The 14,557-nt window shown below is 63.0% G+C and carries 14 protein-coding genes; 7 read left to right on the top strand and 7 right to left on the bottom strand.

The genetic code is table 11. The features are described from left to right. Positions 1 to 4: 4 nt before the first annotated feature. Positions 5 to 1,516, bottom strand: coding sequence for a histidine--tRNA ligase (hisS, locus tag QM996_RS02150; protein ID WP_500269093.1), 1,512 nt, complete (start codon positions 1,514 to 1,516; stop codon positions 5 to 7). 435 nt (positions 1,517 to 1,951) lie between these two features. Between hisS and QM996_RS02145 the strand changes: the two genes are divergently transcribed. Next, positions 1,952 to 2,380, top strand: a complete 429-nt coding sequence (locus QM996_RS02145) for a hypothetical protein (protein ID WP_500270373.1) — start codon at positions 1,952 to 1,954, stop codon at positions 2,378 to 2,380. A 212-nt stretch (positions 2,381 to 2,592) separates the two neighbouring features. Beyond that, the gene (gene copM / locus QM996_RS02140; RefSeq protein ID WP_500269091.1) at positions 2,593 to 2,979 is read left to right on the top strand and encodes a DUF305 domain-containing protein; all 387 of its coding nucleotides are present in this window, start codon (positions 2,593 to 2,595) and stop codon (positions 2,977 to 2,979) included. 61 nt (positions 2,980 to 3,040) lie between these two features. Here copM and QM996_RS02135 read toward each other — a convergent pair whose 3' ends face one another. Next, positions 3,041 to 3,685, bottom strand: coding sequence for a DNA-3-methyladenine glycosylase I (locus QM996_RS02135; RefSeq protein ID WP_500269090.1), 645 nt, complete (start codon positions 3,683 to 3,685; stop codon positions 3,041 to 3,043). A gap of 245 nt (positions 3,686 to 3,930) precedes the next feature. Between QM996_RS02135 and QM996_RS02130 the strand changes: the two genes are divergently transcribed. Together QM996_RS02130 and QM996_RS02125 are read left to right on the top strand one after the other, a co-directional pair. Continuing rightward, positions 3,931 to 4,701 carry a L,D-transpeptidase gene (locus tag QM996_RS02130; RefSeq protein WP_500269089.1) on the top strand — a complete coding sequence of 257 codons (771 nt, stop codon included), beginning with the start codon at positions 3,931 to 3,933 and terminating at the stop codon, positions 4,699 to 4,701. A 285-nt stretch (positions 4,702 to 4,986) separates the two neighbouring features. Continuing rightward, positions 4,987 to 5,682 (top strand): L,D-transpeptidase, encoded by a 696-nt coding sequence (locus tag QM996_RS02125; RefSeq protein WP_500269088.1) that lies wholly within the window; start codon positions 4,987 to 4,989, stop codon positions 5,680 to 5,682. A 60-nt stretch (positions 5,683 to 5,742) separates the two neighbouring features. On the opposite strand, the gene glcF is transcribed toward QM996_RS02125, so the two are convergent. From glcF to QM996_RS02105, 4 genes are all read right to left on the bottom strand, one after another. After that, entirely contained in the window at positions 5,743 to 7,038 is a 1,296-nt protein-coding gene (glcF, locus tag QM996_RS02120) for a (Fe-S)-binding protein (protein ID WP_500269087.1), read from the bottom strand. A gap of 118 nt (positions 7,039 to 7,156) precedes the next feature. After that, the gene (locus QM996_RS02115) at positions 7,157 to 7,537 is read right to left on the bottom strand and encodes a DUF4870 family protein (protein WP_500270372.1); all 381 of its coding nucleotides are present in this window, start codon (positions 7,535 to 7,537) and stop codon (positions 7,157 to 7,159) included. A gap of 30 nt (positions 7,538 to 7,567) precedes the next feature. Beyond that, positions 7,568 to 8,779 (bottom strand): glycolate oxidase subunit GlcE family protein, encoded by a 1,212-nt coding sequence (gene glcE / locus QM996_RS02110; RefSeq protein ID WP_500269086.1) that lies wholly within the window; start codon positions 8,777 to 8,779, stop codon positions 7,568 to 7,570. Then, positions 8,776 to 10,215 carry an FAD-binding oxidoreductase gene (locus tag QM996_RS02105; RefSeq protein ID WP_500269085.1) on the bottom strand — a complete coding sequence of 480 codons (1,440 nt, stop codon included), beginning with the start codon at positions 10,213 to 10,215 and terminating at the stop codon, positions 8,776 to 8,778. Before QM996_RS02105 ends, glcE begins: the two co-directional genes overlap by 4 nt. Before the next feature lie 105 nt (positions 10,216 to 10,320). Between QM996_RS02105 and QM996_RS02100 the strand changes: the two genes are divergently transcribed. After that, positions 10,321 to 11,217 (top strand): LysR family transcriptional regulator, encoded by an 897-nt coding sequence (locus tag QM996_RS02100; protein ID WP_173515710.1) that lies wholly within the window; start codon positions 10,321 to 10,323, stop codon positions 11,215 to 11,217. A 176-nt stretch (positions 11,218 to 11,393) separates the two neighbouring features. Here QM996_RS02100 and QM996_RS02095 read toward each other — a convergent pair whose 3' ends face one another. Further along, positions 11,394 to 12,668, bottom strand: a complete 1,275-nt coding sequence (locus tag QM996_RS02095) for a DUF3422 family protein (RefSeq protein WP_500269084.1) — start codon at positions 12,666 to 12,668, stop codon at positions 11,394 to 11,396. 275 nt (positions 12,669 to 12,943) lie between these two features. Between QM996_RS02095 and QM996_RS02090 the strand changes: the two genes are divergently transcribed. Beyond that, positions 12,944 to 13,732, top strand: coding sequence for a FadR/GntR family transcriptional regulator (locus tag QM996_RS02090; protein WP_500269083.1), 789 nt, complete (start codon positions 12,944 to 12,946; stop codon positions 13,730 to 13,732). 205 nt (positions 13,733 to 13,937) lie between these two features. Continuing rightward, complete coding sequence (locus QM996_RS02085) at positions 13,938 to 14,444, top strand: NUDIX hydrolase (protein ID WP_500269082.1); 507 nt, start codon at positions 13,938 to 13,940, stop codon at positions 14,442 to 14,444. Positions 14,445 to 14,557: the final 113 nt, after the last annotated feature.

Here is a 14,557-nt window from a genome sequence, read left to right as displayed (position 1 = left end):
ACCGTCAGCCCCTTGCCCGATCCTCGGCCTGCGCCGCCAGCATCTCGCGCACCTTTCCGACCAGTTCGGCGGTCGGAACGGAAACCTGGGCCACACGCGCTTCGCGCCAGGCCGCATTGTCCTCGATCTCACCCGACAGGCGCTTGCCTTCGATCAGATCCTTGATCTGGACCAGACCGGCGGCGCGCTCGTCGCCCCCCTGGATGATCGCCAGCGGCGAGCCGCGGCGATCGGCATATTTCAGCTGATCGCCAAAATTCTTCTTGTTGCCCTGGTACATTTCAGCGCGGATGCCGGCATGGCGAAGCTGCTGCACGAAGCGCTGGTAGTGGCCCATGCTCTCGATGTCGCGGTCCATGACGCAGACAACGACCGGGGCGATCACTTCGGAGGCGCCGAGCTTGCCAAGGTTCTTGAGCGCCGTCATCAGCCGGGAAACGCCGATCGAGAAGCCAGTTGCCGGAACGGGCTGGCCCATGAAGCGCGAGACGAGACCATCATAGCGACCACCGCCGCCAACCGAACCGAAGACGACCTTCTCGCCCTTCTCGTTGGTGACTGCAAACTGCAGCTCGGCCTCGAAGACCGGGCCGGTGTAATATTCGAGACCGCGCACGACCGAGGGATCGATCTTGATGCGGTCGGCCTCGTAGCCGGCGCTTAGGACCAGGCTGCGGATCGTGTTCAGCTCCTCGACGCCTTCGCCGCCCTTTGACGTACCCGCAACAAGAGCGGCGAGTTCGGCAGCGCTTTCGGCATAGTCCTTGATGCCGACGAAGAAGAGCACCTTGTCGATCTGTGCGGCATTGAGGCCGGCGCCCTTGGTGAAGTCGCCGCTTTCGTCCTTGCGGCCTTCGCCGAGCAGGAGTCGCACGCCTTCCGTCCCGAACTTGTCGAGCTTGTCGATGGCGCGCAGCACCGTCAGGCGGGCATTGGCCTTGTCGTCGCCGCCAAGACCAATCGCCTCCATGACGCCATCGAGCACCTTGCGATTGTTGACGCGGATCACGTAGTCGCCGCGCGCGATGCCGAGCGCTTCCATGGTGTCGGCCATCATCATGCACATTTCGGCATCCGCCTGGACGCCGGCGGCACCGACCGTATCGGCATCGAACTGCATGAACTGACGGAAGCGGCCCGGGCCCGGCTTCTCGTTGCGGAAGACGTAGCCGGCACGGTAGGTGCGGAACGGCAGCTGGATCTCGTTGAAATTTTCGGCAACGTGGCGGGCGAGCGGCGCCGTCAGGTCGTAGCGCAGCGACATCCATTGGTCGTCGTCGTCCGTCAGCGAGAAGACGCCTTCGTTCGGACGGTCGCTGTCGGGCAGGAACTTGCCGAGCGCGTCGGTGTATTCGAACAGCGGCGTTTCGACCGGATCGAAACCATAATGCTCGTAGACCGCACGGATCTTGCCGATCATTTCGTCGGTCGCGCGGATATCGGCGGCGGAGCGATCGACGAAGCCGCGCGGCAGGCGCGCCTTGAGCTTCTGCGGTTTCTTCTGTTTCTCGGTCATGGGAGCATTCCGGACTGTCAGTGTGTTGGCTGCTTTCCCTATCGGATCAAGGCAGGGGCGGCAAGGGTTTGGACCGCGCAAAGCGCGCGCCGTTCCGGTCGCAGCAGGCTATGCGGAGCACATGGTGCGAGGCGAAGCTGGAGTCGGTGATCCTGGCCTCTATCGGTCGGAACAGGCTTTCCTCAACCATAAGGCGCATTATTCCGGCAACAATCACTAAAAGTTTATCGCCAGATCGATCGCCGACGTTTCGATCATGGAGGTGATCGGTTATCCTCCGGATCCCGGAGCGTTTACCGGCGAATGACGCCGGATGCAATGAGAGCATCGCACCCAAGCACTCCAACCGCAAATGGAACGGCGAACCATTTCACTGGGAATGGCGATTTCTGCGGAGACGTGGCGCGGGCGGAGCGAAGAGAGGAAATGGGTATCATGTTGAGATTCATGACACCTGGTTGCGGGGCTATCCGGCCCGGACATCTGGGCGCACATGACAATTGGATACGGCACCTCGACGAGGGGAGCTACCTCAAGGAAGCATGGCGCTGCGATCTCGCGACCAGCATTTTCCAGCTTGGGCAACACACCGCCGCCTTACTCGGCACCTCCGCTCCTTCCTGCGGCGTCATCGATCTGGTGCGCGCCTATGACCAAAAGGATCGCCTAACCGTGCTCAACATCCTCGAACAGGCGACCGCCTCGTCATCCTCGTTCTGCTTTACCGCCATGGTGCGTGCGCCGACGTCGCAAGCGGCGCAACTCTTCTGTGTGGGCCGGTCCGTGCTCGACACGCCAGGGGGCGAGGATCTGCTGCAGGGCGTCTTCGCCTTTCCGCGCGAGCGCGTGATGCTCTGCGCTTGAGCGCAGAGCCTGAAAGCGCTGACACCCCTTCCCTACGGCGCCGCGCGTCCTATCAGACGCAAAGGTCGCTGTAGGACTTTGATTTGCTGCACGTCTTCGTCCTCAAATCGAGGTCGACCTAAGGAGACATGCAGTAGGTTGAAACGGCTCCATGGATTACGCCTCGGCGGCGCTCCTAAAGGGCCGAACGATTGCAGAAGAAAGGAAACACCGTGTCGCTGAAACCGTTGACGACGGCACTCGCGCTCACCGCCTGCCTCGCCTTTCCGGCGGCGGCTGAAGACACGAGCCATGGCAGCATGCATCACGGCTCGGCGGAGGCTCAGAGCCCGGCGGCCGATGTCTCGCCTTCGAGCAAGGCCTTTGCCGAAGCCAATGCCCGCATGCACAAGGACATGGACATCGCCTATACCGGCAAGACGGATATCGACTTCGTGCGCGGCATGATCGCCCACCACCAGGGCGCGATCGACATGGCCAAGGTCGAGCGCGAATACGGCAAGGATGAAACGATCCGCAAACTGGCGGAAGAGATCATCAAGGCGCAGGAAGGCGAGATCAAGTTGATGAAGGAATGGCTTGCGAAGAACGACGGCTGAACGACAACGCCCATCAGCCGGGTTTGAACACCAGTCAGCCGGGTTCGGGTCGCCCCCCCTGTCAGGCCACCCGGCCCAGAGGCCTGACAAGCTTGGCTCGCATCTCCTCCACGACCGCGCGGCAATGGCAGCCCTCGATGTGATCGTTGACGAGGCCCATGGCCTGCATGAAGGCGTAGATCGTCGTCGGGCCGACGAAGGTCCAGCCGCGCTTCTTCAGGTCCTTCGAGATCCGGATAGAGGTCGGCGTCGTCGGATTGGCGACGATCGCCTCATAGGTGACCTTTGCCGGGCGCTCGGCTGCCGGTGGTTCATGTGACCAGAAATAGCCTGCGAGCGAACCGAATTCCTGCCTGAGCTCCTGGGCGCGACGGGCATTGTTGATGGTCGAAACGATCTTGCCGCGATGGCGCACGATACCGGTATCGGCGAGGCAGCGTTCGATATCCGTCTCATCGAATGTCGCGACCTTGTCGAAATCGAAGCCGGCAAAGGCCGCGCGGAATGCCGCGCGCTTGCGCAGGATCGTCAGCCATGACAAGCCGGACTGGAAGCCTTCGAGGCAGACCTTCTCGAACAGGCGACGGTCATCGGTCACCGGGCGTCCCCATTCGTCGTCGTGGTAGCGACGATAGTCGTCGAGATTGCCCTGCCAGGCGCAGCGCTGAAGTCCGTCCTCACCGATCACTATGCCCTTGGCCGTCATGCTCGCTCCATCCTGTTCATTTTTCTGCCTTTTACCATTTGCAAACCAGATTCCTAAAGTGACGGATAACCCTACCCAAAGCTTTATCGGCACCTTCGCCTTTTAATGAAGCGCCGTTTACCATTCGGTGGCTCCCCGGTGACACGATCGCGCCATTGCCAAGGCGCATACCCCGCTCGAGCGTCCGGTTCTTCGGCTGTCTGCGCCCTTTGATGAATTTCGGCGAAAGGTAGCGAGTCCGTCCGATGTTGAAAAAGCCCCTTCTTATAGCCGCCTCCGTTCTGAGCCTTTTTGCCGGCTCGGCCGTAGCCCAGGACCGGTACCAGAACCGGCCTCCGGTCGTCGTCAGCCCCGATCTCACCGCCCCCTGGGTGATGCAGCTCGGCGGGCAACAGGCCCGCACGCGGCAGGTCATCTACCGGCAGCAGATTCCGGCGGCCACCCGAAAACAGTATTATCAGGGGCAGGTCGCGCAGCCGCAGGCCAAGCGCCGCGTCGTCAACCCGCTGATCCAGCCGGCCAATGCCATGCGCGCGCAGCGCCCGGTGAAGTCGAAATTCGACCCGCAATTCCTGCCGCAGACGGTCTCCTATGAGACCAAGGAAAAGCCGGGCACGATCGTCATCGATACCAACAATCGTTTTCTCTATCTGGTGACCGGCAACGGCGAGGCTCGACGCTATGGCGTCGGCGTCGGCAAGCCGGGCTTCGAATGGGCAGGCGCTCACAAGGTCACCCGCAAGGCGGAATGGCCGAGCTGGACGCCGCCGCAGGAGATGATCACCCGTGAAGCAGCCAAGGGCCACTACCTGCCGGCGCGCATGGACGGCGGCCCGGAAAACCCGCTTGGCGCGCGCGCCATGTATCTCGGCTCGACGCTCTACCGGATCCACGGCACCAATGCGCCCTGGACGATCGGCTATGCCGTTTCCTCCGGCTGCATCCGCATGCGCAACGAAGACGTCGTCGACCTTTACGAGCGCGTGAAGGTGGGCACGAAGGTTATCGTCATATAATTGGAGCATAGCATAGAATATTTCCCGACCCTCGCACGTGTTGCCTGCTGCCTGCTGCATGTTTCCTTAAATCGTCTCCGATTTGAGGACAAAAACATGCAGCAACTTAAAGTGCTGCAGCGACCTTTGCGCGTCTAATACGACGCGCGGCGCTGCACGCGTGATTTTCAGGCAACAGCAGCATGAACAGATATAAGTCCGGCGGTCCGCCGGCTGTATCGCAGGCTTGAACTTCGCCGCATTTTGCATAGCCTGCCTGCAACGAGGGTTCAGAGGGAATCGTATATGAAGCGTCTTGCCAGCAAAGCGGTCGCGATCGCCATCGCGACCAGCACTATTCTTGCCGCCACCAGCGCCTCGGCTTTCACGCCGACGGCAGCCACAGGTCCCAAGGTCAAGTCATCCGACGTTGTACTCGTGGCCATGCCGAAAAGGCCGGCAAAGCAATACTGGCGCACCAAGGTTCGCTTCCGCACCGACGAAGCCCCCGGCACGATCATCGTCGATACCAACAACAAGTACCTTTACTACATCGACGGCCCGAACCGCGCGACGCGCTATGGCATCGGCGTCGGCCGCGACGGCTTCGGCTGGTCGGGTGTCGTGAAGGTCGGCCGCAAGGCCGAATGGCCGACCTGGACGCCGCCGGCCGAAATGCGTCGTCGCGAAGCCGCCAAGGGTCGTATCCTGCCGATCACCCAGGAAGGCGGCATCGACAACCCGCTCGGCGCCCGCGCCATGTATCTCTACAAGGGCGGCCGCGACACGATCTTCCGCATCCACGGCACCAACCAGCCCTGGACGATCGGCCAGAACATGTCGTCGGGCTGCATCCGCATGATGAACGAGGACGTGGAGCACCTCTACGACCGTGCCGATATCGGCACCAAGGTCATCGTCATCGGTCCCGGTAGCAAGCCGGGCGACACCTATTTCGACGATCGCGGCGTCGATATCTTCCGCCAGATCTTCGGCGGCTGATAGCCATCCGGGCACCCATCAAAAGGCCGGTTCCTCGCGGAGCCGGCTTTTTCTTTTGCCTCAGAGCCCTTGTGGCTTCGCCCCGCCATAGGCCCAGTCGAGCAATTCGACCGTGTGCAGGATGGGGATCGCGGTCCCGCTGGCGATCTGGGTGATGCAGCCGATATTGCCGGTGGCAATCGCATCCGGCTTCGTCGCCTCGATGTTCTTGACCTTGCGGGCCTTCAGCTTCGCCGAGATTTCCGGCTGCAGGATGTTGTAGGTGCCGGCCGAACCGCAGCAGAGATGCCCTTCGGCCGGATCGCGGACGACGAAGCCGGCGCGCTTCAGAAGCTGCTTCGGCGCAAAAGTGATCTTCTGGCCGTGCTGCATCGAGCAGGCGGAATGATAGGCAAGCGTCATGCCCCGCGCATCCAGTTCCGGCAGGTCGAGGGTAGACAGATACTCGGTGATGTCCTTGGCCAGCGCCGAGACCCGGGCCGCCTTTTCCGCATAATCAGGATCGAGCCGCAGCATGTGGCCGTAGTCCTTGATCGTCGTTCCGCAGCCCGAAGCGGTAATGACGATGGCATCGAGCCCGCCCTCGTCGGCGACCTTCAGCCAGGCGTCGACGTTGCGGCGCGCCGCCGCGAGCGCCCGGTTCTCGCGGCCCATGTGGTGCACCAGAGCGCCACAACAGCCTTCGCCCGCCGAGACAACCACTTCGACTCCAAAGCGCGTCAGCAGCCTGATCGTCGCCTCGTTGATCTCCGGCTTCAGCACCGGCTGGGCGCAGCCGGACAACAGCGCGACTCGACCGATACGCTTGCCCTTCGGCGCGTGGGTGCCGGGCACGGCCGAAGCGGAAGGCTCAGGCACGGCCCCCGGCGCCAGATCCAACATGACGCCAAAGGTTTTCAGCAAGGGCATGCGCTTCATGAAAGCCGCGAAGGGCCGGGCAAGGCCGGCCGCCTTCAGCGACAGGCGGAAGCGCTGGGGGTAAGGCAGGACCGTCGCGAGCACGGAACGCGCCAGCCTATCCCTGAACGGGCGGCGATAGGTGTTCTCGATGTGGACGCGCGCGTGGTCGACGAGATGCATGTAGTCGACGCCGGAGGGACAGGTGGTCGTGCAGGCGAGACAGGAGAGACAGCGGTCGATATGGGTGACCGTTTCCTTGTCGGCCGCCCGGCCGTTCTCCAGCATGTCCTTGATGAGGTATATACGCCCGCGCGGGCTATCGAGTTCGTCGCCCAGCGTCACATAGGTCGGACAGGTGGCGGTGCAGAAGCCGCAATGCACGCATTTGCGCAGGATGGCTTCGGATTCGGCCACATGCGGGTCGGCAAGCTGTGCGGGTGTAAAATTGGTCTGCAAACGCGAACTCCACTCTGCGGTTCTGCGGGACCGCACTCTTGATGCGTGCTTCGGCCACCGCAGCATTCTGATTTCAGCATCCTGCGACCGGATCCGGACTCAGGGGTTGCACCGTGGCCTACACCATCCAGCTTTCGGGGTTGGTGATCGGCTCCTGGCGCGCTGCCCGTTGCAGGCCGACGACGCAGCGCACGACGATCCAGACGGCGGTGGCGATGAAGCCGAGAATACCGACCAACAGCGCCGTCAGCAGCAACGAGATCAACCCGAACAAGAGAGCGATCCAGAAGGTTCGGATCGCCCATTCATAATGCGTCTGGACCCACGGCGTGCCCTTGCCGCGATTGAGATAAGCCATCACCACGCCGATGATCGGAGTGATCCCGACCGCAAAACCCACGAGATAAAGGACGTATATCACCTGGACGTTGATCTTGCCCGGCTCCAGCCAGCGATCGGTTTCCCGGGAAAACGGTGTCTGCGGACCATTGTCGCTCATCATTTCCTCCCATGTTCCATCACCGCCGTCTCAGGACACCGCAGCCATGCGGCCGGGATTGAAAATCCGGTGCGGGTCGAAGCTCGCGCGGACGCGCTCGCTCAATTGTGCCACGGCTAGGGGTTGTGGTTCAAACGCCGGGATGGCGGCACGGTAGCCATCCTCGGCCCTGACGAGCGTTGCATGGCCGCCACCAAGAACCTTGATGTAACGGCGCACCAGTTCCGCTTCGGGGTCGGCCTCCATGCGCAGCCAGACGAGACCGCCCTGCCAGTCATAGAAAGCATCGACGCCAGTCTGCAGCCTGAGCGCCGCCACAAGCTGATGGCCGAGCGATGGGGCGACGGACACGCGCCAGAGCGGCTTCTTCGTGCCGTCGGCATAGGGTTTGACGTCGCGGATCTCCGCCCAGAGCTTCGATGTCTGCGGCCCGTCGAGCCGCGTCACCGCGCCGAAGCACCCGACGGCGCTCGTCAGCTTTTCGGCCCTGAGCGCGACCGATGCCTCCAGTCCTTCGAGCCTGAGCACCGTCGCGGCACCGTCCGGAAGACCACCTTCGAGGAACCGCCCGCGCACGCTCTCCGGCAGATGCGCGGCACCGGAAACCTCGACCGTTTGCGCCATCGCCTCGGCCATGACCGCAGCGGCTTCGGCATCGTTGAGACCGGAAACCACGATGGTCTCGGACGCCGGCGGCTGCGGCAGGACGCGAAAGGTCACTTCGGTCAGGATGCCGAGCGTGCCATGCGAGCCGGCTTGCAGCTTGACCAGATCCAGGCCGGTGACGTTCTTCATCACCCGGCCGCCGGCCTTGATCGCCTCGCCGCGGCCGTTGACGAAGCGAACGCCGAGCAGGCTGTCGCGGGCGGCACCGGCGACATAGCGCCTGGGACCCGACACATTGGCGGCAAAGACCCCGCCGATCGTCGGCTCTCCCGACGAAGCGAAGATCGGCCGATGGTCCATCGGTTCGAAGGCAAGCATCTGCCGGTTTTCCGCCAGCGCCGCTTCGATGTCGCGCATCGGCGTTCCCGCAAGCGCGGTGATCGTCATCTCAGCCGGATTGTAGCTGACGATGCCGGACAAGCGGCGCGTCGACAGCACCCGGTCGGCACGCACGGGATTGCCGAGACCCGAGCGCGTGTTGCCGCCGATCACCGCGAGCGAGGCCTTGTCGGCCGCCATCGCGCGGACGACGGTCGCAATCCCCTCTTCGCTTGCCGGTTCGAAATGCACGATCATGCGGCGGGACGCCCTTCGAGCGGGAAGACCTTGGACGGGTTCAGGATCCATTGCGGATCGAAGGCGGCCCGCGCCGCCATCTGCTGGTCGAGGTCGGCCTGGTTGTACTGGTGCAGCATGAGGTCCCGTTTTTCGATGCCGACGCCGTGTTCGCCCGTCAGGCAGCCACCGGCGTCAACGCAGAGCTTGAGGATATCGTTGCCGGCGGCTTCGGCACGTGCCGCATCCTCCGGGTCGTTGATATTGTAGAGGATCAGCGGATGCATGTTGCCGTCGCCGGCATGGAAGACATTGGCGACGCGCAGGCCATAGCGCGCGACGATCTCGCCGGTGCGGGCGAGCACATGCGAGAGCTGGCTGAGCGGCACGGTGCCGTCCATGCAGATATAGTCGGCGATGCGGCCGGTGGCGCCGAAGGCGGATTTCCGCCCCTTCCAGATCGCTGCCGCTTCCATTGCCGACTGGCACTCCTTGATCGTCGCGACGCCGTGACGGCGTGCGACCGCGACGATGCTGGCGAGCATCGCATCCATTTCCGGCTCGGAACCTTCGACCTCGATGATCAGCAGCGCTTCGACGTCGAGCGGGTAGCCGGCATGGGCGAAGGCTTCGCAGATCTCGATCGCCGGCTTATCCATGAACTCGATCGCGACCGGGATGATGCCGGAGCCGATGACGTCGGCGACGCAGGCGCCGGCCGCTTCCGACGACGCGAAACCGAAGAGCACGGGACGGGCACCCTCCGGCTTGGCGATCAGCCGCACCGTCGCCTCGGTGACGATGCCGAGCTGCCCCTCCGAGCCGCAGACGAGGCCGAGCAGATCATAGCCGGCCGCATCCAGCGCCTTGCCGCCGAGTTCGACGACGGTGCCATCGAACAGCACCATCTTCACGCCGAGCAGATTGTTGGTGGTGACACCGTATTTCAGGCAATGGGCGCCGCCGGAATTCATGCCGATATTGCCGCCGATCGTGCAGGCAAGCTGCGAACTCGGGTCGGGCGCATAGAAGAAGCCGTCGGCGGAAACGGCCTCGGAAATATTGAGATTGGTAACGCCCGCCTGAATGGTGGCGGTGCGATTGAAGAGATCGACATCGAGAATGCGCGACATCTTGGAAAGACCGATGACGACCGCATCCTCCTGCGGGATGGCGCCGCCCGAAAGCGAGGTGCCGGCGCCGCGCGGCACGACCGGAATGCCGTAACGGCTGCAATATTTGAGAAGGGCTGCGACCTGCTCGGTCGTCTCCGGCAGCGCGACGGCGAGCGGCATGCGACGATAGGCGATGAAGGCATCGGTCTCGAAGGGCTTCAGCCCGCGCTCGTCACTGATCAGGCAGCCCTCGGGCAAGAGATCGGCGAGGTCGGCGACGATCTCGCGGCGCCGGGTGATAACAGCCTGTTTCGGTTGCAGAAAACCGATCGTCTCCGCCATCAGCGCCTCCGGCCGCATATCAATTGGTTCATTTTCTTTACCACTAGGAGAGAACCCTCGCAAATGCTATGAGCTTTTCCGTTTTGGAAACAATGGCAACGATTGATGACGAATTTAGGCGATCTTGAGATTTTTGCACGGGTCGTTTCCACAGGCAGCATGTCGGCTGCCGGGAGGGTGCTGGGCTTTTCTCCAGCCGTCATCTCGAAGCGCATCAAGAGGCTCGAGGATCGGCTCGGCACACGGCTTTTGCAGCGCACGACACGCCAGATCTCGCTGACGGAAGCAGGCCAGGGTTTCTACGACCGGGTGCTCGGCATTCTCTCGGGCATCGAGGAGGCCGAGGCTTATGCCTCCGGGCGATCGTCCCATGCGCTCGGCGTGCTCCGGATATCGGCGCCGACCTCCTTCGGCCGCATGCACATCGCGCCGCATCTGACGAAGTTCATGAAAGACCATCCGGACCTGAAGCTGCACATCGTGCTGACGGACGAATTCACGGATATCGTCGCCGAAGGCTTCGACATGGCGGTCAGGATCGGCGAACTGGTGGATTCATCCCTGGTGGCAAGAAAGCTTGCGCCGGTGCGGCGGCTGCTCTGCGCCTCGCCGGAATATATCGCCCGCAACGGCGCGCCGAAGGAGATCGGCGATCTCGCCAACCACCTCTGCCTGCCGGCACACAACAACGACAACTGGAAGCTCGAAGGGCCGGAAGGGGCGTTGGTCTGGCACCCGGAGGGGCCGCTCGTGACCAACTCGTCGGAAATCGTGCGCGCCGCCGTCATCGCCGGCGCCGGCATTGCACTCCGCTCCACCTGGGATATCGGCCCGGAATTGCGCAGTGGCCAATTGGTGCAGGTGCTGCCGCAATGGGAAGGCTCGAAGCACCTGACGCTCTCGGCCGTCTATCCGAGCCGCCAGTTCCTGCCGGCCAAGGTGCGGCTCTTCATCGACTACCTCGCCGGGCTCTACGGGCCGATCCCCTACTGGGAGCAGTAAGTTCCTGCGCTGGTTATTTGCTTCTCGCAACTCCGGACGCAAAACCACGGCACACTTTTGCTGGAATTGCTTTTTTCTCGCAATTCCGAACGCAAAACCGCGGCACACTTTTGCTGGAATTGCTTGTTTCTCGCAATTCCGGACGCAAAACCGCTACACACTTTTGCTGGAATTGCTTACTTGTGCTCGCTGTCCTCGTGATGGCGGCGGATGCGGCGCACGATCAGCCAGACACCGCCAACGGCGAAGGGAACGGCAAGGCCGGTGAGCAAGCCCGGATCGATCGGCAGCTCATGGCTGACGGCCTTTGCGAGATAACCGAACAGCCCGACGACGTAGTAGGAAATGGCGGCGACCGACAGCCCTTCGACCGTCTGCTGCAGACGCAGCTGCAGCTTGGCGCGCCGGTCCATCGAATTCAGCAGCGCGCTGTTCTGCCGTTCGAGTTCGACATCGACCCAGCTTCTGAGGAGAGCCGTGGCGCGGGCGAGCTTGCGCGACAGGTTGGCCTGGCGCTCCTCGACCGATTGACAGGTGCGCATCGCCGGCGCCAGGCGCCGTTCGAGGAAGGTGCCAATCGTCTCGTAGCCCGGCACCGGGGTCTCGGCGAGCGTGCGAATGCGCTCCTGCACGATGCCGTAATAGGCGCGGCTGGCGCCGAAGCGATAGAGGCTGAGTGCCGCACCCGCCTCGAGATCGGCGGCAAGCCGGGTGATCTCGGCCAGCATGTCGTCGGCCTCCTCGCGCACATTTTCCTTCATGCGCTGGGTGACCCCGGTCAAGCCGTCCTCGGTCCGGCGGATCTCCGGCGATAGCGACTGGGCGAGCGGCAGGCCCATCATCGCCAGAGTTCGGTAGGTCTCGATGTCGAGCAGGCGCTGGACGAGCGCGCCGGTGCCCGCCTCCGTCATGCCGCGGTCGATGACCAGGATCTGGGTCAGGCCGTCGCCGTTCTGGCGGAAGTCGGTGACGATCACCGCCTGGCCGTTCTTGGTTTCGCTGTAACAAAGGCTCGTCGGATCGAAGAGCCCGATCGCCTCGCGGGTCTCCGGCGTATCCGGCCGGATTTCCAGCCGGATGCCCGAGATCAGCGAGCCAGGCGGCGAAAATCCGTCGCCAAACGGGTGGATCGGCACCTCGCCGCCAAACTTTTCCGGCGGCGGGGCATCCCAGAAATAGGTGGAGAATTCCGTGTGCCGCTCCCAGCGCAGCGTGCCCTGCCCCCAGGACATCGCATGGTGGTTCGCGTCCCGCCCCGGCGGCGCAATCCCGCGCGCCCGCGACAGCTCCGAGAGCACGGCGTGATCGACGATCGAGCCGCCATCCGTCAGGAAGGCGAGTTGGAAGATCACCCGCGGCGTGGTCACCAGCGCATAGGGGCGCGAATGAACCTCGCCCAAGGCCAAGGCGCGCATCGGCGCCACCGGAAATGCAAAACTACCCTTTGCCATGAAGCGCTCTTGTCCCCCTCACGCGTTCATCACGACTTTCTTATCAATCGAACGAGCAAAAGAAAAAGGACGCATTGCCGCAGTTTGACTTTTGTCAGTCGCACAAAGTGGACAAGCAAATTGACCACTTGGTGCCGGCTGCCTAGATTGCGGGCACAGTGCAGGGTGAGGAACCCGGGTACGGTTTTCCGTCCCTTCCCGCTCTAACCTATGAGAATCGCGATGAATTTTTGGCCAAAGAGACCGAACTTCACCGGGATCCGGGAGACCAAGACGTGACCGACGATCAGATCGACCTCTTCGCCCGCATCAGCCACAGCCGCACGGCCGACGAAGTCGTGCAGCAGATCGAGCTGCTGATTCTCGAAGGCGTGCTGCGCGACGGCGACCGGCTGCCGGGCGAAAGGGAGCTTTCCAAGCGCTTCGACGTGTCCAGGCCGATCCTGCGCGAGGCGCTCAAGGAGCTCGAAGGACGTGGGCTCGTCGAGAGCCGCCACGGCGGCGGCACTTTCGTCGCCGACGTCGTCGGGCAGATTTTCTCCAAGCCGCTGATCGACCTCATCGCCCGCCACCACAAGGCGACGCAGGACTATCTCGAATATCGGCGCGAGCTCGAAGGGCTGACGGCGGAACTGGCCGCCACCCGGGCCACGGATTTCGACCGCGACATTCTGACGAGGATCATCGAGCGCATGCGCACGGCGCACGCCGCCGGCGACTTCGACGCGGAACTCGAGGCCGATATCGAGCTCCACCAGGCAATTGGCGAAAGCGCCCACAACATCATCCTGATGCACACGCTGCGCGCCTGCTATCGGCTGCTGCAGCAAGGCATTTTCTTCCACCGCAACTCGGTGTTCGATGCGCCGGGCGCCCGCGCCCGGCTGCTCGCCCAGCACGAGGCGATCTACGACGCGATCATGGCGCGGGATTCGGCAAAGGCGAAGGCCGCGTCGCAGAACCATATCGACTTCGTTGCCGCCGCGACCCGCGAGGCGGAACGCACCGGCGAATGGAACCGTATCGCCCGCCTGCGCCTGCAGCAACGCGACCGCGCGAGCTGACGCAGCAGGCCCACGCCCAGTTGCCGGCGCTTGGTAAACCGCCGCGGAAACACCATATTCTGTCGTATCTGGACCACAGTCCAGCGGAAAGCTGGCCGCATATCCGACTGCCCGTTGGCCGTGACATTTACACGCAACAGGACGCTGCCATACTGGCTTTGACAGAAAACAAAAAACTGATTCGCAGAGAGGAGCGCAGACGACCTTGAACTTCTTGAACAGACTCGCATCCGATGTCCAGTTGATGTTGCGCCGCCCGGCGCGCATGCAATATGCCGCGCTCTGCTATCGGATCCGCAAGAAGACCAAGGTCCTCGAAATCCTCATGATCACCAGCCGCGACACCGGTCGCTGGGTCATTCCCAAGGGATGGCCGATGCAAGGCAAACGCGCCCACGAGGTGGCGGAGCGCGAGGCCTACGAGGAGGCCGGCGTCAAAGGGCATGTGCAGAAGTCGACGATCGGATTCTATCTCTACCAGAAGCGCATGGACCATGGCCTGAAGATCTCGGTCAAGGTGCAGGTTCACGCCCTCGAAGTCGACGACCTCTGCAAGCACTTCCCCGAGGAAGGCCGCAGGCAGCTCGAATGGGTCGACTACAAGGAAGCCGCTTCGCGAGTGGCCGAGCCGTCGCTGAAAGACCTCATTCTCGCCTTTGGCGAACGCATGATGGCGGCATCTGCGCCGATGCCGAAGGCTGCGAACGGCTGATCTTCTACGTAACCGCAAGGACATCCAACGCCCCTCAACGCGGGTCCCGGACGCGCGGGCGCCAATGTCCATCAAATCCACTTGAATGCGTGTTGCAGTGGCCTTAGTGGCCA

This window comes from Sinorhizobium chiapasense (assembly GCF_045277575.1).
Classification (GTDB): domain Bacteria; phylum Pseudomonadota; class Alphaproteobacteria; order Rhizobiales; family Rhizobiaceae; genus Ensifer; species Ensifer chiapasense_A.
The sequence above is the reverse complement of the archived record's forward strand: the minus strand, read 5'-3'. Positions and strand labels throughout refer to the sequence as shown.

Coding starts and splice junctions, on each gene's coding strand:
- QM996_RS02130 (WP_500269089.1), top strand. CDS start 3,931: ATGTTGAAAAAGCCCCTTCTTATAGCCGCCTCCGTTCTGAGCCTTTTT.
- hisS (WP_500269093.1), bottom strand. CDS start 1,516: ATGACCGAGAAACAGAAGAAACCGCAGAAGCTCAAGGCGCGCCTGCCG.
- QM996_RS02105 (WP_500269085.1), bottom strand. CDS start 10,215: ATGGCGGAGACGATCGGTTTTCTGCAACCGAAACAGGCTGTTATCACC.
- glcE (WP_500269086.1), bottom strand. CDS start 8,779: ATGATCGTGCATTTCGAACCGGCAAGCGAAGAGGGGATTGCGACCGTC.
- QM996_RS02145 (WP_500270373.1), top strand. CDS start 1,952: ATGTTGAGATTCATGACACCTGGTTGCGGGGCTATCCGGCCCGGACAT.
- QM996_RS02115 (WP_500270372.1), bottom strand. CDS start 7,537: ATGAGCGACAATGGTCCGCAGACACCGTTTTCCCGGGAAACCGATCGC.
- QM996_RS02125 (WP_500269088.1), top strand. CDS start 4,987: ATGAAGCGTCTTGCCAGCAAAGCGGTCGCGATCGCCATCGCGACCAGC.
- QM996_RS02135 (WP_500269090.1), bottom strand. CDS start 3,685: ATGACGGCCAAGGGCATAGTGATCGGTGAGGACGGACTTCAGCGCTGC.
- QM996_RS02100 (WP_173515710.1), top strand. CDS start 10,321: ATGACGAATTTAGGCGATCTTGAGATTTTTGCACGGGTCGTTTCCACA.
- QM996_RS02095 (WP_500269084.1), bottom strand. CDS start 12,668: ATGGCAAAGGGTAGTTTTGCATTTCCGGTGGCGCCGATGCGCGCCTTG.